Origin of the sequence: Sporosarcina sp. P34 (assembly GCF_002743375.1) — a bacterium.
GTDB lineage: Bacteria > Bacillota > Bacilli > Bacillales_A > Planococcaceae > Sporosarcina.
The window spans coordinates 75,445-96,050 of the sequence record NZ_PDZC01000009.1 but is presented as its reverse complement, the minus strand read 5'-3'; the positions used below and the strand labels follow the sequence as shown (position 1 = coordinate 96,050).

Annotated in this window: 19 protein-coding genes; 18 read left to right on the top strand and 1 reads right to left on the bottom strand. The window is 45.5% G+C overall.

Going from position 1 to position 20,606, the window contains the following annotated elements:
* The first annotated feature begins 36 nt into the window (after nucleotides 1-36).
* From lplA to CSV63_RS12960, 9 genes are all read left to right on the top strand, one after another.
* Complete coding sequence (gene lplA, locus CSV63_RS13000; RefSeq protein ID WP_099696192.1) at nucleotides 37-1,029, top strand: lipoate--protein ligase; 993 nt, start codon at nucleotides 37-39, stop codon at nucleotides 1,027-1,029.
* Between the two features lie 107 nt (nucleotides 1,030-1,136).
* Entirely contained in the window at nucleotides 1,137-1,838 is a 702-nt protein-coding gene (locus CSV63_RS12995; protein WP_099696191.1) for a response regulator transcription factor, read from the top strand.
* Entirely contained in the window at nucleotides 1,835-2,857 is a 1,023-nt protein-coding gene (locus tag CSV63_RS12990; RefSeq protein WP_099696190.1) for a sensor histidine kinase, read from the top strand. The genes CSV63_RS12995 and CSV63_RS12990 overlap by 4 nt, the downstream gene beginning before the upstream one ends.
* Complete coding sequence (locus tag CSV63_RS12985) at nucleotides 2,838-3,617, top strand: ABC transporter ATP-binding protein (RefSeq protein ID WP_099696189.1); 780 nt, start codon at nucleotides 2,838-2,840, stop codon at nucleotides 3,615-3,617. Before CSV63_RS12990 ends, CSV63_RS12985 begins: the two co-directional genes overlap by 20 nt.
* Complete coding sequence (locus CSV63_RS12980) at nucleotides 3,589-5,523, top strand: FtsX-like permease family protein (RefSeq protein ID WP_199203668.1); 1,935 nt, start codon at nucleotides 3,589-3,591, stop codon at nucleotides 5,521-5,523. Before CSV63_RS12985 ends, CSV63_RS12980 begins: the two co-directional genes overlap by 29 nt.
* A gap of 965 nt (nucleotides 5,524-6,488) precedes the next feature.
* Entirely contained in the window at nucleotides 6,489-8,042 is a 1,554-nt protein-coding gene (locus CSV63_RS12975) for a fatty acid--CoA ligase family protein (RefSeq protein WP_099696188.1), read from the top strand.
* 116 nt (nucleotides 8,043-8,158) lie between these two features.
* On the top strand, nucleotides 8,159-10,129 hold the full coding sequence (locus CSV63_RS12970; protein WP_099696187.1) for a S9 family peptidase: 1,971 nt from the start codon (nucleotides 8,159-8,161) through the stop codon (nucleotides 10,127-10,129).
* 102 nt (nucleotides 10,130-10,231) lie between these two features.
* Complete coding sequence (gene aspA, locus CSV63_RS12965) at nucleotides 10,232-11,677, top strand: aspartate ammonia-lyase (RefSeq protein ID WP_099696186.1); 1,446 nt, start codon at nucleotides 10,232-10,234, stop codon at nucleotides 11,675-11,677.
* A 16-nt stretch (nucleotides 11,678-11,693) separates the two neighbouring features.
* Nucleotides 11,694-11,984 (top strand): late competence development ComFB family protein, encoded by a 291-nt coding sequence (locus tag CSV63_RS12960; protein ID WP_099696185.1) that lies wholly within the window; start codon nucleotides 11,694-11,696, stop codon nucleotides 11,982-11,984.
* A 297-nt stretch (nucleotides 11,985-12,281) separates the two neighbouring features.
* On the opposite strand, the gene CSV63_RS16535 is transcribed toward CSV63_RS12960, so the two are convergent.
* Nucleotides 12,282-12,434: a hypothetical protein gene (locus CSV63_RS16535; RefSeq protein ID WP_158233966.1), complete on the bottom strand. Its 153-nt coding sequence runs from the start codon at nucleotides 12,432-12,434 to the stop codon at nucleotides 12,282-12,284.
* A gap of 863 nt (nucleotides 12,435-13,297) precedes the next feature.
* Here CSV63_RS16535 and CSV63_RS12955 point away from each other — a divergent pair.
* The 9 genes from CSV63_RS12955 to CSV63_RS12915 all read left to right on the top strand — a co-directional run bounded on the left by CSV63_RS12955 (nucleotide 13,298) and on the right by CSV63_RS12915 (nucleotide 20,553).
* Entirely contained in the window at nucleotides 13,298-14,146 is an 849-nt protein-coding gene (locus tag CSV63_RS12955) for a DegV family protein (RefSeq protein WP_099696184.1), read from the top strand.
* Nucleotides 14,147-14,160: 14 nt separating this feature from the next.
* Nucleotides 14,161-15,531, top strand: coding sequence for an ATP-dependent helicase ComFA (locus CSV63_RS12950; protein ID WP_199203667.1), 1,371 nt, complete (start codon nucleotides 14,161-14,163; stop codon nucleotides 15,529-15,531).
* Nucleotides 15,528-16,142, top strand: coding sequence for a ComF family protein (locus CSV63_RS12945; RefSeq protein ID WP_099696183.1), 615 nt, complete (start codon nucleotides 15,528-15,530; stop codon nucleotides 16,140-16,142). Before CSV63_RS12950 ends, CSV63_RS12945 begins: the two co-directional genes overlap by 4 nt.
* A gap of 5 nt (nucleotides 16,143-16,147) precedes the next feature.
* Complete coding sequence (locus CSV63_RS12940) at nucleotides 16,148-16,567, top strand: TIGR03826 family flagellar region protein (RefSeq protein ID WP_099696219.1); 420 nt, start codon at nucleotides 16,148-16,150, stop codon at nucleotides 16,565-16,567.
* A gap of 124 nt (nucleotides 16,568-16,691) precedes the next feature.
* Nucleotides 16,692-16,958, top strand: coding sequence for a flagellar biosynthesis anti-sigma factor FlgM (gene flgM, locus CSV63_RS12935; RefSeq protein WP_099696182.1), 267 nt, complete (start codon nucleotides 16,692-16,694; stop codon nucleotides 16,956-16,958).
* 17 nt (nucleotides 16,959-16,975) lie between these two features.
* Nucleotides 16,976-17,482 (top strand): flagellar protein FlgN, encoded by a 507-nt coding sequence (locus CSV63_RS12930; RefSeq protein ID WP_099696181.1) that lies wholly within the window; start codon nucleotides 16,976-16,978, stop codon nucleotides 17,480-17,482.
* 12 nt (nucleotides 17,483-17,494) lie between these two features.
* A complete protein-coding gene (gene flgK, locus CSV63_RS12925; RefSeq protein ID WP_099696180.1) occupies nucleotides 17,495-19,039 on the top strand; it encodes a flagellar hook-associated protein FlgK in 1,545 nt (514 codons plus the stop codon).
* A 16-nt stretch (nucleotides 19,040-19,055) separates the two neighbouring features.
* Nucleotides 19,056-19,931: a flagellar hook-associated protein FlgL gene (gene flgL, locus CSV63_RS12920; protein WP_099696179.1), complete on the top strand. Its 876-nt coding sequence runs from the start codon at nucleotides 19,056-19,058 to the stop codon at nucleotides 19,929-19,931.
* A gap of 67 nt (nucleotides 19,932-19,998) precedes the next feature.
* Nucleotides 19,999-20,553, top strand: coding sequence for a DUF6470 family protein (locus tag CSV63_RS12915; protein ID WP_099696178.1), 555 nt, complete (start codon nucleotides 19,999-20,001; stop codon nucleotides 20,551-20,553).
* Nucleotides 20,554-20,606 lie beyond the last annotated feature (53 nt).

Here is a 20,606-nt window from a genome sequence, read left to right as displayed (position 1 = left end):
ATAAATTGTGACAATTTCGTGAGGAGAGAAGAAAATATGAAATTTATTGATAATCAAGGCATTACAGATCCACGTATTAACTTGGCGATTGAGGAATATGTACTCAACACGATGGACGTAGACAAAGATTCGTATCTGCTGTTTTATATCAATGAACCGTCCATCATTATTGGGAAAAACCAGAATACAGTGGAGGAAATCAATACAGAGTTTGTCGATCGTCATGGCATCCACGTCGTACGAAGACTGTCAGGTGGCGGTGCGGTGTATCATGATAAAGGAAACTTGAACTTTAGTTTCATTACGAAAGATGATGGGGAGTCGTTCCGTAATTTTAAGAAGTTCACGGAACCTGTAACAGATGCGCTTGCGAAAATGGGTATTCAAGCGGAGTTGCTTGGGCGTAACGATATTTTGATTGATGGACGCAAAATTTCCGGAAATGCACAATTCGCAACAAAGGATCGCATGTTTAGCCATGGGACGTTGTTGTTTGATACAGATATGGAAGGCGTCGTGAATTCACTCAAAGTGAAGAAAGACAAAATTGAGTCGAAAGGGATCAAGTCGATTCGTAGCCGTGTGGCGAATATTTCGGAATTCTTGAAAGAGCCCATTTCAATTGAACAGTTTAGACAAGAAATCTTAAACTCGATGTTCGATGGCGAAGAAAATATTGAGTATCGTGTGTTGACGGATGAAGACTGGACAAAAATTCGTGAATTGTCTGCGGAGCGCTATGGCAACTGGGAGTGGAATTACGGCCGTTCACCGAAGTTCAACTTGCAGCAGACTCAACGTTTCCCTGTTGGTGGAATTGATGTTCGCTTGCAAGTGGAAAAGGGCAGTATAGAAAACGTGAATATATACGGGGACTTTTTCGGTGTGGGTGATGTCCAGGAAATTGAGAATCGTTTAAAAGGTGTGAAATATGAGCGCAAGGCGATTACAGACGCACTGGAGTCTATAGACGTTGAAAAAATCCTTGGTGGTATTCAGCTCGAAGAATTTGTAAATGTAATCTATTAAAGGGAAGCGCATGTCTTGCGGGGCATGCGCTTTTTGTGTATGAGGATTTATTTATGTGTGGTGGGAAATGCGCTATACTTAACATAATGAGAAAGTGAGGGGTCACGGTGAAACATCGAATATTTATTGTAGAAGATGATGTGAAAATCGCGAAATTGTTAGCGGGAACGCTTGAGAAATATCAATATGAAGTCGCAATTATACAGGGTTTTGATCGAGTCGTGGAGGAATGCAAAGCGTATAATCCACATCTCGTGCTGTTAGATATCAACTTACCGATTTATGATGGCTACTATTGGTGCCGTCAGCTACGACAGCATACGATGTGTCCGATTATTTTTATCTCAGCACGCTCAGGTGATATGGATCAAGTGTTTGCGCTTGAAAATGGAGGCGATGATTTTATAACGAAGCCATTCCATTATGAAATTGTATTGGCGAAAATTAAAAGCCATTTGCGTCGATCGTTCGGTGAATATTCACCGAATCAGTCGGAGCGCGTGATCGTATCGGGCGATTTGACGTTGTATATAGAACGAATGACGTTACAAAAAGGCAAAGAAGAAATTCCACTTCAGAAGAAAGAATGCGTCATTTTGGAATTGCTGATGGGCGAGTCTCCGAAAGTCGTATCGCGCGAAAAGTTACTCGAAGAATTGTGGGATGATCAATCATTCGTCGACGAAAATACGCTGAACGTTAATATGGCTCGAGTGCGCAAGAAATTGACCGATTACGATGTGCAATCTTGGATTGAAACGGTGCGTGGCGCGGGGTATCGTTTCATGCCGGAATCAGAAGTCGAATGAAGACATTTACACTGTTCGTTAAAGAGCATGTATCGTTCATGCTGTTTCAGATCGGACTCGTATCGTTCATACTACTATTGTTTTGGCTTGACGGTTTCCGCAATCCGAATACGGCCATCTATTCGGTCGCGATGAGTATTTTACTTACGGCGGGCTATTTGGGAGCGAAGTTCATCATGCGGCGTACGTATTATGCGAAGATCGTTGAAAAACCGAAGCAAATGGAAGATGCGTTGATACGGCACATCATGACGCCCGAACATCGACAGACGACGGCATTTACGCGCGAATTATATCGCCTGTACCAACATGAGGTCCAGACTTTATATGATAGACAAAATCGTCATTTGCATTTCATGAATCAATGGGTGCATCAAATGAAAACACCAATTTCGGTCATTAATTTATTATTGCAAGAAGAGGAAGTGGACAAGAAGAGTCTCGAGCAGGAAGTGGCACGCATCCAAAATGGATTGGATATCGTCCTTGTCAATGCACGGCTTGATACATTTGAAGAAGATATGCAAATTGAGCGGCTATTGCTGAGACACGTCTTGCAGGAAGTGCTGACTGAGAACAAACGACTTTTCATTGCGAACGGTCTGTTTCCTGTGCTGAATGTGGATGAACACTTAACCGTCGCGACGGATCGAAAGTGGATCAAGTTTATGCTCAATCAATTCATTACGAATGCAGTGAAATATACATTTGAAAAAGGTAAGAAAATACATGTGAATGCAGTTCAGCTACCAGAAGGACTGTGTCTTGAAATTAAGGATGAAGGAATCGGCATACCGGCATCTGATATACACCGGGTGACGAAAGCTTTCTTCACAGGAGAAAACGGTAGATTAACCGGAGAATCGACGGGCATGGGACTGTATATCGCATCCGAAGTCTGTGAGAAACTCGGTCACGAACTGACGATTTCCTCAAAACAAGGAGAAGGCACGACAATATCATTAGTATTTAAAGACGGAGAGGCGGGTGAACAAGTAGATGACGCAACCGGTCGTTAAGATGGAAGATGTCACGAAGATCTATGAAGGAAAAGTCATACATCGTGCATTGAATCAATTGGACTTCGATGTGCAAGAAGGGGAGTTCGTTGCGATTATGGGGCCGTCCGGGAGTGGTAAGACGACGTTGTTGAACTTATTGATGGCCACGGATATTCCGACTTATGGCAAGATTGTCATTGGAGGCGTGGAACCGGAAAAGCTCAGTCAAAACGATATTGCTTTATTCCGCAGACGACAAATTGGTTTCGTCTTTCAGGAAATCAATTTACTGCAAATGCTGACGGTGGAAGAAAATTTGGTATTACCGTTAACTCTTGATGGATTACCTGTTGAAGAAATGAAAAAGCGTGTAGTAGATATGGCGAAAAAGTTGAATTTAGAAGATATTTTGGAGCGTCGACCGGATGAATTATCGGGTGGACAAGCACAACGAACCGCTATAGGGCGAGCGCTCATCCATCAACCGCGCATTCTGTTAGCGGATGAGCCGACAGGGAATCTTGATTCAACGTCGGCGAAAGATGTGCTCGAATTACTTGAACATATTAACCAGCATGAACAGACAACCATTATCATGGTGACGCACGACCCGATTGCCGCAAGCTATTGTGACCGCGTCCTGTTTATTAAAGATGGAGAGTTTTTCAATGAAATCTATAAAGATGAACGCCGGCAAACGTTTTTCCAGCGTATCTTGAATGTGTTGTCATTACTTGGAGGTAATGTGAATGACTTTTCGACAGTTCGCTTACCGTAATGTCGTTCGTAACCGCCGGGTCTATGCAGCCTTCTTCATGGCGAGTGTGTTTTCCGTTATGGTGTTTTTCCTCTACTCGATGTTGCTGTTCCATCCATCGATTGAAAACACTTTTCTAAAAGAGATCTCCGCCCTTGGCATGGGAATAGCGGAAATTATCCTATTCATATTCACGCTGTTTTTCCTATTCTATTCGATGCGTGCATTTTTGCAGGCGCGATCGAAAGAGTTTGGGGTGCTGTTGCTTCTCGGAATGGCAAAACGTCAGTTGCATCGACTCATTTTCATTGAGACGATGCTGCTTGGCTTCGCATCGATCATAAGTGGAATCTTCCTCGGCTTCATGTTTTCGAAATTCTTTTTCATGATCGTCAAAGCGATCGTGCAAATTCCGGTATTACCGCTCTATTTATCCTGGAAACCATTCGTGCTGACGATGGGTGCATTCCTTAGTTTATTCGCTATCATTTCATATATCGCACCTGTATTCATTCAGCAAGGACAAGTATCGGATTTGTTACATGGGGATATGGCTGTACAATCGGTGTATTCGTACTCGAAAAGACGTGGAATCTTCGGAGTGGTGCTGTTGTTGCTCGCCTACGCCATGGCGGCTTTCGTATCACGTTCGAGCATCATCAGTCTGTTCTTCCTACTACCGCCACTTATCACAGTCGGGACCTATTACTTTTTCACCGATACATTACCGCTCGTATTGCATGCATTGCGACGGCAAAAGAACATCTTCTGGCGCGACTTTTGGATGATCTCGATTTCGGAAAGCATCGTACGTTTAAAAGAAAATGCGCGGATGTTCTTCATCGTGACGCTCGTTTCGACCATAGCGTTCATGTCCGTCGGCATTTTGGCATCGTTAACGTCATTCGCTTCGCAATATCGTGAAGTAAATCCGCTCGGGCTCATTTATAAAAGCTTGCCACATAATGAATTCGAGTATCCACATATCGCACAATTGACCAATGAACTTGATCAAGCGAGTCTTGATTACTGGGCTGTACGTTTTCGTGTGCTTGAACAGCAATCTTCTTACACGAAGAATAAAGTCAATATCGTCAAGCTGTCTGATCTGAATGAACTGGCTGTAAGCTTCGGGGAAAAGCCACTTTCCTTACATAGAGGACATGCGTTGTTCTTACCCGCAACAGCGGCTGCGGCCAATCAGTTGTCGACAGAATCAGTCAGCACTAAACTGGCGGACAGTGGCGTCTCACTCAAGATTGAAGGCGTGTTTCCGTATAAATTGTTTCCACCAAACGCACTTGGGCTCAATACGATCGTTGTGAATCATTTGGATTTCGATCGCATTGAAGAACAAGCACATGTCAATGCGCTGGCGTTTAATTATTATGCGTTTAACGTAAGGGATTGGCAGAAGACGAAGGAAATCGGATTATCTATCCATGCCCAAGTGTTGGCGGGGCTCATGCTCGAACACCGTGACCCGGTGCGCTACGAGTTTGAGAATCCTGGGTTGAATTATTCGCATATCCGTATGACGTTTTCGTTGCTGTTGTTTATTGGATTATTACTCGCAGGTGTATTTTTCCTCGCGTCGGGCAGTTTTATTTATTTCCGGTTGTATACATCGCTAAGTCATGATCGACGGCAGTATGCGGTGTTGCAGCGGATTGGGATGACGGATAGAGAGTTTACGAAGATCGTCAACCGTCAGTTGATTCCGCAGTTTTTCTTCCCGTGGGGTGTGTCGTTCATCCACAGTGTGTTCGCGTTTATGGCGTTGCAGGTGATTTGGGATGCGCTTGCGGAAATTTCCATTGTCAAGGAGCTGGCGCTTGTGCTGGCGGGCTTTGCGCTAATGCAGATTTGCTATTTCTATCTGATCCGCTGGCGCTATATTTCACATATTAAGGCACCTACTTCTTAGACTTCTTAGGGAGGGGTGTTTTTTTGAATGGAATTGAACTAGATTAGTTCAAAGCGTAAGTGAAAGGGTCTAGGGGTGGGGGATTTGCGCTCTAGGCGGACGCGTTCTGGAGGGCCCGCGGTGAGCCAACTGTTCGCTGCGCTCTCTTAGTTGTCTCACCTGTCGAGCTGATCCTCCCAGAGTCGCCGCCTGCCGCTCCAATCCCTTGCAATGTCAGGGGATAATACTTACTTTTACTCATTAAACTTAGGTTGATAATTTTTTTACACTTGAACTTCAATGAGTCAAAACACAATATGAATTAACACACTACCTACAGAAAGTGATCTACATATTTATACTAGAACTTCAACAAGTTCAAAGATAACATAATTCACACACTATCTGCAGTGACTGACCTACGTGCCTCCACTATCAACGTAGGATTGAAGCGGAAGCTGGGGCGACTCCGGGAGGATCAGCGTGAGTTCGAGACCCTGGACTGAACGTAGTGAGGGAAGCGGCTCGGGCCACGCCCTCCGGAAAGCGTCCCCAGCTGGAGCTTCAATCCCCTCATGTCAACTATGTAACTCACCACCAGAACTAGAACTTCAATAAGTTCAAAGACAACAATAATTCACACATTATCTGCAGTGACTGACCTACGTACCTCCACTATCAACGTAGGATTGAGGCGGAAGCTGGGGCGACTCCAGGAGGATCAGCGAGAGCCGTAGCGAAGGACGGCTTTTGCGAGTAAAAGCGAAGCGTTAGGAGCATGTGCCTCATAGACTTCCTTTAGTAAGCCACACCCGCAGGAAAGCGTCCCCTCCGAAGCGCCAATCCCCACCCCAACACCCCGTCAACCTAACCTAATAAAGTAAATAAACAAAATTCCCAGTAAACTCTTGCCAATTAATTATTTTGTCAGTATAATGAACGAAATACTGAATGGTTATTCATTCACTGGTTAGGGAGATGAAAGCATGAATTTAGTTTCTAGTGTTCAACAGACTGCACAGAGCAAGCCAAGTAAAATCGCCTATCGTTTTATGGGGAAAGACACGACGTACGCGGAGTTTGACATGTCCGTATCCATGTTCGCCAACGCACTACAAGACCTAGGGGTTAACAAAGGGGACAAAGTGGCATTTTTACTTGGGAATACGCCACATTACCTGATCTCTCTCTATGCAACTATGCGCATCGGAGCAACAGCTGTGCCGATCAATCCACTCTATACACCTGACGAGATTTCCTATATTTTAGAAAACAGTGAAGCCAAAGCCGTTATTGCGATCGATCAATTACTACCACTTGTAGAACTAGCCAGCCAGTCATTCCCGACGATTGAGAACTATGTCGTCTGTGAAATGAGTCCAGATGCAGGAGAAAAGTTAGCTGCACTGAATGACGCAGTGAAGACAAAAGTGCATCCATTTAGTGTGCTCATCAAGCAATCGAAACCGATGACGGAAGCGGTAGCAGTTGACGAAAATGAAAGCGCTGTCATACTTTATACATCAGGAACGACAGGACACCCAAAAGGTGCGATGTTAACACATAAGAATATCTACTCCAATGCACGTGACGTAGGGAACTATTTAGGTTTCTCCGAAAATGATAAAGTGGTGGCGACATTGCCTTTATTCCACGTATTTGCCTTAACGGTTGTAGCGAACGCACCACTCGTTAAAGGCGCTACTATATTACTCGAGCCACGTTTTAGTCCGGGTGAAATATTCCACATCATTCGTGAACAACAGGCTACGATATTTGCCGGAGTTCCTACTATGTATAACTTCCTTTATCAATATCCGGAAGGTAAAACAGAAGACTTTGAATCCATCAGATTGGCAGTTTCAGGTGGATCTTCATTGCCTGTATCTTTGCTTCATGACTTCGAAGAGAAATTCAATGTGCGTGTTTCGGAAGGGTACGGCTTGTCAGAAGCATCACCCGTGACATGTTTCAATCCGTTAGATCGCGAGCGTGTTCCTGGATCGATCGGAACGAATATTATGAACGTCGAGAATAAAGTCGTCGATGAAAATGGTGAAGAAGTTCCTGACAATGAAGTCGGTGAATTAATCGTACGTGGCCCCAATGTCATGAAGGGGTATTATAAAATGCCAGAAGAAACGGCGGCTGTTCTACGTGACGGCTGGCTCTATACTGGCGACTTGGCGCGACGGGATGAAAACGGTTACTTTTATATAGTAGACCGCAAGAAAGATATGATCATCGTCGGCGGATTCAACGTGTATCCTCGGGAAGTAGAGGAAGTGCTGTTTAGCCACCGTGATATTGTAGAAGCAGCAGTCGTTGGCGTGCCCGACGCGAACTTCGGTGAAGAAGTACAAGCCTATGTCGTGTTGAAGGAAGGTTCGGACGCGACGGAACAGTCACTGCTTAATTACTGTGGGAAGCGTCTCGTGAAGTATAAAGTACCAAAGTATATTGAGTTCTTGGATGAATTACCGAAAAATACGACAGGTAAAATTTTAAGACGTTCATTGAAAGATCAAATTAAGAGTTAATGAAAGTGGAAACGAGTGATGGGAATTATAACCTGTCACTCGTTTTTTCATGTATTGCCAAAGCAGGTACGGACTTGTTATGGTTTAATGAATTGTAAGAGTACAGGAGGGATTGGATGAATAAACGATGTGTAACGATTGAAGATTTATTTGAAACGAAGTCTGTCACGAATCCAGTATTGGCACCTAACGATCAAGAAGCGGTGTTTACGGTGACGGAATTAAATAAAAAGGACAATGCGTATCACTCAGCTATCCATCATATCGATTTGCAAACGGGTGATGTCACGAGGTGGACATATGGTAAGCACCAAGTCAGTGCACCGAAATGGTCGCCTGACGGCAAGAAATTAGCGTTTTTATCCAATCGCAGCGAAACGAATCAACTGTATATTATGCAAAAGGCGGGCGGGGAAGCTTATGCGTTAACGGACTGTAAAAAGGGAATTGATTCATTCGAATGGTCGCCGTGCGGCAAGAAAATTTGGTTTACAGGCACGCTGAAAACAGGCGAAACATTTTCTACTACAGTACAGAAGGAAAAAGGATTTCCGCAACCGATCCGTGTGACGAAAATGAAATACAAAGCAGATTTCATTGGCGTAATACCGCAAGACGAATACACACAAATCGGTTATGTTGACCTGGCAACGTGCACGATTTGCAATTTCACAATGGAACCATTTGATCATTCACTAGAAGCGGTTTCACATGACGGCAAGCAGTTGGTCATCGGAGTCAATCGCAATGAGCAGTCGGATCATGATTTCAGTACGCCACTCGTGCTGTTGGATGTGGAGACGAAAAAAGAGACGGTCATTCTCGATGAACAAGGCTTTTTCGGCAATGTAGCTTTTTCTAAAGACGACCGTTATATTGCATATACAGGGTATGATATGACGTTCCAAAATGTCACGCAGGCGGATGTTTTCGTCTATGATCAAGCGAACGATCAGACGATGAATTTGACCGCGGGAATTGACGCGCCGATTGGAGACGAAAGTATTTCCGATCACTTGCAACAAGTGACTGCGCCAGGTGTAGTGTGGACGGAAGACGAGCAATTGTATTTCCAATTATCGAGTATGGGTGAAGTGCGTTTGTATGCGGCTACACTGGACGGCGCGATGTATCCTGCGACAGGTGAAGAAGAGCATGTCTACGGGTATGATGTGGCGGGGGACGGGGAATTCGCGTTGCTCACGGTTAGCACGATGACAAATCCCGGAGAACTGTATCGCCAAACGATAGCGACGGGTGAACGGACAAAACTCACTTCATTTAATGAAGACTGGTTGAAAAGAGTCGAGTTAGTTGAACCGGAAACGATTCATTATACGAATGACCATGTAAATATTCAGGGGTGGTTAATGAAGCCCGCGAACTTTAGAGAAGGTAACACGTATCCGCTCATTGTGGAAATTCACGGTGGACCGCATGCGATGTATGGATTTACGTATTTCCATGAGATGCAAGTGTTAGCTGCGCAAGGTTATGGCGTTCTCTATGTCAATCCACGTGGCAGTCACGGCTACAGTCAGGCGTTTGTTGACGCAGTGCGTGGCGATTATGGTGGCGGTGGATATGAAGATATCATGGCAGGACTGGATGAAGTACTAAAAACGGAAAACTGGATTGATGAAACGCGTCTTGGCGTGACAGGTGGGAGCTACGGCGGCTTCATGACGAACTGGATTGTCGGGCATACGAACCGTTTCAAAGCAGCCGTCACACAACGCTCGATCAGCAACTGGATCAGCTTCTATGGTGTTTCTAATATCGGTTACTACTTTACCGACTGGCATTTGAAAGCAAACATGACAGATGTCGATACGCTGTGGAATCAGTCACCATTAAAGTATGCAGAGAACATCGAGACGCCTTTGTTGATCCTGCATGCTGAACGAGATTTCGTCTGTCCAATTGAGCAAGCTGAACAATTATTTATTATGCTAAAAGATTTGGGCAAAGAAACAGAATTTGTTCGCTTCCCCGAATCCGATCATAATATGTCGAGAACAGGAAAACCGAATCTGCGAATTGCGAGATTAGAAGAGATTACCAGGTGGTTTAAACGGTATCTGTGAGGTAAGATGAAAAGGTATGCCAAACGGCTATACATGAGAAATATTGTGTGTATAATGAGAGACGAATTAAACTTTTAAATACTACTTGAGAAGAGGTTCTGCATGATGGAGGAACAACTACTGTACAGAATAGAGTCGGATTTTATCGGAGAAAAAAAGGTGCCACAAGACGCGTATTACGGTATACAAACACTACGCGCAGCGGAAAACTTTCCTATCACAGGCTACCGCGTCAATAGCGACTTGATCCGTGCGATTGCAATCGTCAAAAAATCTGCAGCACAAGCTAACCGCGACATCGGTCAATTGGACGCGAACATTGCAGAAGCAATCATCCAGGCATCTGAAGAAGTAATGAATGGGGCACTGCGCGATCAGTTCCTCGTGGATCCAATCCAAGGTGGAGCAGGAACGTCAGTGAATATGAACGCAAACGAAGTCATCGCCAACCGTGCACTCGAAATTCTCGGTCACAAAAAAGGTGAATACGACATCATTAGCCCGAACTCGCACGTCAATATGGCGCAGTCGACAAACGACGCGTTCCCGACTGCGATCCATATCGCTACACTAATGAAAGTAGATAAGCTACTTGGCGTGATGGAATCCCTTCATAAAACCTACTTGAAAAAATCGATCGAATTCCAATCAGTCTTGAAAATGGGCCGTACACACTTACAAGACGCCGTTCCAATTCGTCTTGGACAAGAATTTGAAGCATACGCAATGGTACTACGTCGCGACATTGAACGTGTTCGTGTATCACGTGTCTACTTGTACGAAATCAATATGGGCGCAACAGCTGTCGGAACAGGCTTGAACGCAGATCCACTGTATATTAAAAAAGTAGCGAGCTATCTGTCAGAAAACAGTGGTTTTGAATTAAAGTCCTCTACACACTTAGTGGATGCTACACAAAATACGGACTCCTATGTTCAAGTATCCGCAGCACTACGCGGCACGATGCTGAACCAGTCTAAAATCTGTAATGACTTGCGCTTGATGGCATCGGGTCCACGTACAGGACTTTCTGAAATTGCGTTACCTGCTAGACAGCCAGGATCGTCTATCATGCCAGGAAAAGTGAATCCAGTTATGGCAGAAGTAATGAATCAAGTGTCGTTCCAAGTAGTAGGTAACGATATGACAATCGCGTTGGCATCAGAAGCGGGGCAGTTCGAATTGAACGTCATGGAGCCAGTGCTGGTATTCAACTTGCTGCAGTCACTGAAAATCATGACGAACGTATTCGGCGCATTCCGCGATTATTGTTTAGACGGCATCACAGCAAACGTAGAGCACTTGTCGGAGTATGTGGAGAAGAGTATCGGGATCATCACCGCGATCAATCCGCACGTCGGCTATGAAGTGGCATCAGAGATTGCAAAAGAAGCGTTGCTAACGAACAAGTCGATCCGTGAGATTTGTATCGAGAGAGATATCTTGTCGACAGAAGAGTTGGATACGATTCTGCATCCATTCGAGATGACGAAGCCTGGTATTTCGGGTAAAGAGTTGTTGAAGAAGAAGATTATTCTTTCTAAGTAATAAGGAGTATTCGACTATGAAAGTGCATAATATTATGGAAGTCGTAGTACGCGACGTGATTTCCAAATATAAAGACGAGTTGCATTTACCATGTACATGCGAACATTGCCTGAACGACGTACTTGCGATGACGTTGAACAACGTGAAACCTCAATATGTCGTCCATGAATCCAACAGCGCGTACATCCGCGCTGTCCACGAAGCCGACCGTCAAGGGGCCACGGCCATCTTGACAAAAGTCGCGTGGGCCGCGGGAATCGTCGGGCAAAACCCGCGATGCGATAATATGAAAAATCCTTCCGAGTGATCGGGAGGATTTTTTTGTATATAGACGGGGTAGTGGCTGGGCCGCGCCGCGCCGCGCTCATAGTTTGACGGGATCCGCTCTATGTAGCGAGTTACCCGCTCATACTTACCTGCGGGCGCTCTATCTAGCCCTGTAGTCGCTCTATCCACCACGCTACCCGCTCAATGAAGACGTTCATCCGCTCTATCTACCACATTGTGAAGCCCGAACCTTACACATGATCCCTGAAAAATGCTTGCTTAACTAAAAAGGGGGCCCGCGCTCATAGTTGGCTGAGATACGCTCTATCTTGCTCGGTTACCGCTCTATGAAGTGTGTTAATCGCTCTATCATTCCAATCGAACGCTCTATCAAGCCTTGTATCCGCTCTATCCACCACGCTATCCGCTCAATCGACCACGCTGTGATGACCGAACCATCACACATAATCCCTGAAAATACTTGCTTCACTAAAAAGGGGGCCCGCGCTCATAGTAGGTCGAGATCCGCTCTATCCATCTCGGTTATCGCTCTATGAAGTGTGTTAACCGCTCTATCATTCCAATCGAACGCTCTATCAAGCCCTTTATCCGCTCTATCCACCAAGCTAACCGCTCTATCGACCAAGCTGTGAAGCCCGAATCATCACACATGATCCCTGAAAAAGCTTGTTTCACTAAAAAGGGGGACTCGCGCTCATAGTGGGTCGAGATCCGCTCTATCCAGCTCGGTTACCGCTCTATGAAGTGTGTTAACCGCTCTATCATTCCAATCGAATGCTCTATCAAGCCTTGTATCCGCTCTATCCACCAAGCTAACCGCTCAATCGACCACGCTGTGATGACCGAATCATCACACATAATCCCTGAAAAATACTTGCTTCACTAAAAAGGGGGCCCGCGCTCATAGTGGGTCGAGATCCGCTCTATCTAGCTCGGTTACCGCTCTATGTAGCATGTTACCCGCTCTATCATTCCAATCGAACGCTCTATCAAGCCTTGTATCCGCTCTATCCACCAAGCTAACCGCTCAATCGACCAAGCTGTGAAGCCCGAACCATCGCACATGACCCCTGAAAAATACTTGCATCACTAAAAAGGGGGCTCGCGCTCATAGTGGGTCGAGATCCGCTCTATCCAGCTCGGCAAGCGCTCTATGCAGTGTGTTACCCGCTCATACTTTACCGTGGGCGCTCTATCCACCATGCTACCCGCTCAATAAAGACATTCATCCGCTCTATCCCCCACGTACCGCAATTCATCCCCACCAATCACCACTTCACAGATGCCAACTCCACCAATTTCAGGTAGAATAAATAACAGGAGTTGATCATATTGAAAACAGCGATTGTGACAGATACGACGGCGTATTTGCCGGATGACATAAAAGCAGAACTCGGGATTCATACCATCCCGTTACTCGTAACAATCGACGGCAAAGAATTCAAAGAAGATGCCGACATTACGACCGAAGCATTCTATGAAATGGTACGCGGCAAGGGCCCGCTACCGAAAACTTCACAACCCGCGATTGGCGACTTCGAAGCGCTATTTAGCGAACTGGCAAAAGACTACGATGCGGTCATTACGATCCACTTGTCGAGCGGCATTAGCGGAACCTATATGGGCGCGTTACAAGCAGCCGAGCTCGTGCCGGAATTGGAAGTGCTGGCGTTTGATTCGGAAGTTTCAGCCTATCCTCAAGGCTTTTACGCGATCCGTGCCGCACAGCTTGCGAATGAAGGCGTACATCCGCGTGCGATCATCGAAGAATTAAGAGACATGCAGAAAGATGTCAAAGCCTATTTCATGGTGGACGATTTATCGCATCTGCAACGTGGCGGTCGTTTATCCGGTGCACAAGCGCTAGTTGGCGGATTGTTGCAAGTGAAACCGGTTTTACATTTCGTAGACAAAATTATCGTGCCGTTCGAAAAAATCCGGACGTCTAGAAAAGCGATGAAACGCATTTCGGACTTACTGTCGGAAGATGCGAAAAATCAATTGCTCGACGCAGTAGTGATCCATGGGAATCGCTATGACGACGCAGTCGAATGGAAGAAACAATTAGAAGAAAAACATCCGAACGTCGATTTCACGATCAGCCACTTTGGTCCGGTGATCGGCACGCATCTTGGTGAAGGGGCCATGGGACTCGGTTGGGTGAAACGACGCGGAACCTGAACAGGGGGAACTGCATGTCCGAACGAAACCAACTAAAGCAATTTTTGGCAGGGCGCATTTGGTTGCGTCATCTCTTGCCATTCTCAGAAGAAGCCGTTGACGAAGCGATGCGTCAAGGGGATATTCATATAGAACCAGGTGTTACGACAAAAAAGACGTGGCATGGTAAACACTATGCTTGCCAGCGTTGCCATAATGAAAATCAAGCGCGCTTCACCGTCTTCACATGCGCTCAATGCGAAGCACCTTGCGCCTACTGCAGAAACTGTCTCAACATGGGACGGGTGTCCTGTTGTTCAGAGTTGCTTACGTGGACAGGCACACCACCAACTTTCCCGACGAGCCACCGTATGAACTGGCAAGGGAATTTGACGCCTTCGCAGCAAAAAGCGACGAGTGAATTGCTGGAAAGTACAAAACAAGGGGTATCTCATTTACTCTATGCGGTGTGCGGATCGGGCAAGACGGAAATGCTGTTTCAACCGATTCATTATGTATTACAAGAAGGCAAGCGGGTTTGCTTAGCAGCGCCTCGTGTGGACGTCATCTTAGAATTATTGCCGCGGTTGACGACTGCTTTTCCTGACACGAAAGTAGAAGCGTTATATGGCGGGGCAGAAGTAGAACACTTTGACGCACAGCTAATCCTTGCGACGACCCATCAGCTCTATCGTTTTCACGAGGCATTCGATGCGGTCTTCGTCGATGAAGCCGATGCGTTTCCGTATACAGCAGACGAAACGTTACAGCAAGCAGTGAGGAAAGCAGCAAAACCGAACGCGCCGATTCATTTTGTGACGGCAACGCCTTCTCGTCAGTTGCTTGCTATGAATAAAAAGCAAGGCCATATTTCGGTTTTGGCACGGCGCTATCATGGGCAGCCGTTACCCGTACCGCGAAGCGTTGCGCTATGGAATTACGAGAAACAGTTGAAAAAGAAACGGATTCCAGCGAAATTACTGCGTTGGACAGCCGAACGTCTTGAGAAACAGCAACCGTTTCTCATCTTCTTTCATCAAATTGAGCTGATGGAAATCGCGGAACCGTTATTCCAAAAACTTGATGAGCGAATTTGCGCAGTCCATGCGGAACATGAAGACCGCAAAGAACGGGTGCAGTTACTCAGACAGAAAGCCGTCCCTGGATTGCTGACGACTACGATACTCGAGCGGGGCATTACCATTCCGAATGTGCAAGTGGCGGTTGTCGGAGCGGAGCAAACGATTTTCAATAAAGGCGCGCTCATTCAAATCGGTGGGCGAGTGGGGCGCTCTGTGCCGAACACGTCAGGCGACTTCGTACTGTTCCATCAAGGCATCACCTATGCCATGGACGAAGCGAAGCGAGAAATTCGCAAGCTGAACCATACAGAGGTGCCGCAATGACGTGCTTACTATGCGATAAACCATTACACGACCAGCCCACTTGGCAACACTTCCTCGGTATGCAACAAGACACTTTCGCCTGTCTAACCTGTCTTGAAAAGTTTGAACGCATTGACCAGGTCATACAAAACGATGTACTCGATTCTGTTCATTCACTCTATGCATATAATGAAGCAGCACGAGCGTACTTGCATCAGTTCAAGTTCATGCAAGACGTCGCGCTCGCACAAATTTTTGCCCCCGCATTACGTCGTGTACTGAACGATGCCAAAAAGATCGTCGTACCGATTCCGATGCATCCAGTGAATAAAAAGAAACGAACTTTTTCGCAAGTGGATGCGTTACTAGAAGCAGCGAAGATTCCGTATCAATCGCTACTTGAAAAAACAACGGAATCCGTCATGGGTGAAAAATCTCGCAGCGAACGGCTCGCAATGACTGAACTATTCCACGTACCAGCCGATATACCTTATAATGAAGCAGTGTACGTGCTCGTTGATGATATTTATACGACCGGCACCACATTGCATCACGCCGCGGAAGCGTTGAAACAGCGCGGCGTACACCGAGTGGAAGCAGTGACGTTATTTAGACCTATTAGAGAGAAGTGATGGAGATGGCGGAAGTACGAAATTGTCCGACATGTGGCAGTATATTTAATTACACAGGACTTCGGGACGTATGTGGCACGTGTGCGCAAGCGGAAGAGGAAATGTATGAAACAGTGTATCGATTTTTACGTAAACGAGAGAACCGTGCAGCGAATATTGAGCGGATTGTGGAAGTAACAGGCGTGACAGAGGAATTACTGCATCGCTGGGTTCGTAAAGGAAGACTGCAACCCGCATTGTTCCCGAACCTCGGCTATCCGTGTGATAAATGTGGCGCATTAACATCGTCAGGTAAAATCTGTGCCAAATGTACGGAAGAGATTCAATCCGACTTACGGACATTTGACGCGGCGCAAGAGCTCCGAGAAGCGATCAAGGCACAAGATAAAGGCACATATTTCACACAAAAGGACCGTAAAGGATGACATGCGAAACGAGCAGTTCGTACTGCTCGTTTTTTCGTACAAAAGGCTCTATAAATTCCGTAGAATCTGCCGAAGTAAAGAGTAGGACCCAAATCCAACATAAGAAATGAAAGGAGCGAGACGTATGAAAATAGAAGGATTTAAACCACAAGCCATCAACCCGTACCGCAATCAGCAAATGAAAGTCGATCAAACGAAGCAAGCCGCACAAGTGAAAACGGATAAGCTCGAGATTTCTTCAGAGGCCAAAAAGTTATCCGCTACTTCACCGATTGAATCGGCTAGACAACAACGCGTACAGGAATTGAAAGCGCAAGTGCAATCTGGAGAATATCAAGTAGATGCGGACAAACTCGCTTCCACTATGCTGTCGTATTTCAATAAGCTATAAGGAAAGTAGGGTTCCACATGTCCATTGAACCAATTTTGACAACGCTCAATCACCTAGAAAAACTGCATACGAGCTTGCTCCGTCTGTCGAACGACAAGACCGCATTGCTAAAAAGCGGCGACGTCGACGGGATTGACCAGCTGTTGAAGGAGGAGCAAGCTCACTTAGCAGCTATTATGCAAATGGACCAAAAGCGTGTACAGGAAGTGAAGCAGTATCTGACCGCACAAGGAAGTGCAGTGCCTGCTGAACCGACGATGACGCAATTAATCGAACTAGCAAGTGTTCCGGACAAAGAACAATTAGCAGAGGCGAGGGACCGTCTCCTGCATGCGATTCATGAGTTGAAACAGCAGAATGAACTCAATCAGCAACTGACCTATCAATCACTTCAATTTGTGAATCTATCGCTGGACATGGTCCGTCCGCGTCCGGAAACCGTCAACTATTCGAAAAACGAAATACAAGGGCAGTCACAAAGCAGAGCCAAAACCAAGCTCTCCTCATTCGACTCCCAAGCTTAAGGAGGACACCATATGCGCTCGACATTCATGGGACTAGAAACTAGCAAACGCGGATTGTACACACAGCAATCCGCTCTTTATACGACAGGGCATAATATTGGGAACGCGAATACACCCGGTTACTCACGTCAGCGTGTCAACATGCAGGCTACGTCTGGTTTTCCAGGCGTTGGACTGAACGCGGGCACGGTTCCGGGATTTCTCGGCACAGGTGTAGAAGCGGGGAGCATTCAGCGTATTCGAGATTCGTTTGTCGATCATCAGTATCGGAGTGAATCAACGAAGCTTGGGTACTGGGAATCGCGTACGAATGCCATTGCCCAAATGGAAGACGCGATAGGCGAACCTTCCGAGTATGGCTTGCAACAATCGATGAGCGACTTTTGGCAATCATTGCAGACATTGGCGACGAGTCCGGAAAATGGTGGAGCGCGTGCGGTCGTTGTGGAGCGTGGGGTGGCTGTTGCTGACTCGTTTAACTATATTTATAAATCTGTTTCTGAAATTAAAGGTAATTTAGGTGATGAAATCGACTTTAGCACAAATGATATTAACTCTTTGCTAAGTCAAATTGGTGAACTAAACAAACAAATCGCCAATGTCGAACCGAATGGCTACTTGCCAAACGACCTCTATGATACGCGTGACGGCTTACTGGACAAGTTGTCTAGTTATCTACCGATAGAAACGAGCTATGAGAAATCAGGCGGACGTGCTCTTGCTATTGCAGAAGGTACGGTGACGATTAAAATTAAAACGACTACAACTGCGGCGATTACTGTTGTGAAAGGCGGAGAAAGTTCCAAGATTTCAATAAATACATCTGGAACAGGTAAATTTCCAGATGCAATAGATGACTTTCACATTTCAGGTAAACCAGCTGTAGACGATCCAGATAAAGTAATTGCCTTAGAAATAGACAATATGCCAAAGACTGGGGAATTGCGATCACTTGTAGACTCTTACGGTTATAACACACCATCTGGCGTAAAAGGTTTATATCCCGAGATGATGGCGAAATTGGATAGAATGGCGAATGAGTTTGCGAAAGCGTTTAACGCAGTTCATGAAAAAGGGACAGATTTAAATGGCGTAAAAGACCAGCCATTCTTTGTCTTACCAGCTGGCGCAACTGAATTCACTGCAAGTAACATTGCAGTAAATGATGAAATCAGAAAAGACCCGAATAAACTAGCAGCCTCTGATTCAACAACAGGGGCAGAGGTCGGTAACGGTCAAAACGCAAAAAAACTTAGCGATGTATTCTTCGCTAAATTAGATGGATTAGATGGTTCGAGCGTTCAGGGCTTCTACGCGCAAACGATTGGACAACTAGGAGTCGAAGGGCAACAAGCAATCAAAATGACGGAAAGCTCAGGTGTTTTACTATTAGCGGTATCGAATCGCCGTGACTCCATCAGCTCCGTCTCACTCGACGAAGAAATGACCGACATGATCCGCTTCCAGCAAGCATACAACGCATCTGCCCGCATGATCACTGTGATGGACGAAGCACTCGACAAAATCATCAACGGAATGGGCACAGTCGGCAGATAATGAAGGAGGAATTCTCATGCGTGTAACACAATCCATGCTATCGCAAAACATGCTGCGGAACCTATCAAGCGGCTATAATACGATGGGGAAATTACAAGAGCAACTAAATACAGGTAAAAAAGTGACCCGCCCTTCCGATGATCCTGTCGTCATCATGAAAAGTCTCGGCTATGGTATGCAGGTCAACAGAGTAGAGCAATATCAGAAAAACCTAGGCGAAGTCAGCAACTGGCTCGACAGTTCGGATGATGCGTTGGATGGAGTTGGACAAGTCCTTCACCGTGCCAGGGAATTAGCCACAAATGCTGCAAATTCCGGTACGATGACAGCTAATGACCGGGAAATGATCAAAATCGAATTAGAGCAACTGCAAAATCAACTGCAGGACTTAGCGAACACGAAAGTTGGCGACAAACATATATTTAGTGGCAAGATGACCGATAAGCCGTTATTCGACAAAACAACGGGAAATTATGAATCGGGCGCATCTTTTAAAGAAAATGTATTAATTGAAGTATTTGATGGAGTAGACTTGCGTGTAAGTACGAATGTGTCTGATCTGTTTAATAATATTAATCAATTATTCACCGATATAAAAAATGATACGGGCGACAAGTATGATTTTGGTTCTGCGCTAGAAAAAATTGATGGGTTGCTAGATGACGTTCTAATAAAACGTGCGGATATTGGTGCGCGTTCCAATCGTGCAGAACTTATGGAAAATCGTCTTCTAATGCAGGAAGGAGCAGCGAAAAAGCAACGTTCTGAAAACGAAGATATTGATTATGAAAAAACCATTACGGATTTGATTACTTCTGAGTCTATCCACCGGGCCACATTGTCGGTAGGAGCGCGTATTATCCAGCCTTCTTTAACGGATTTCTTGCGGTAAATAGTAGTGCGGACACGTTGATAGTGTCCGCTATTTTTATATAGGAAAGCAAAGGAAGGTGATAGACTTGAATATCCCTCAACTACAAATCCAAACGACTTCAGCTAAGTTAGGCTTACAGATAAATCAACCCATACAAGAGATTGAACAACCGAAAGCTTCTCTGACTATCGAACAACCAGCAGCGATTATTGAAATGTCCACTACACCGTCCGAACTTACAATTGACACGACAGAAAATCGGGCGGCACTAGATTTGATGAGCATGTTCAGACGGGGAGACGAAGTGGCACAGTACAGCCAGCAAAAAGTTCAAGAAGGCATTGCGCGTAGAGCTCAGGAAGGGATGCAACTCGTAAAAATTGAAAATGGCGGTAACCCGTTAGCTGATATTATTAAACAAAACACAGATAGACCAGTAGCCGAGCTAGGTATCCGTTTTGTAGGAAATCCATTGCAATTAAAAAGAAGCTTTACACCAAGCCAATTGAATATAAACGTAACACCACAAAAGCCCATAATAGATGCGCAGGTAAACAAACCCATCCATTACTACACGCCAGGGACCGTAACGGCCAACCTGGAGCAACATCCTTCTATCGAAATCGATTGGAAAGTGTAATGAAGAATGTATATTAAGTATCTTCGTAATCAATAACGTAATAGTAAACAAGA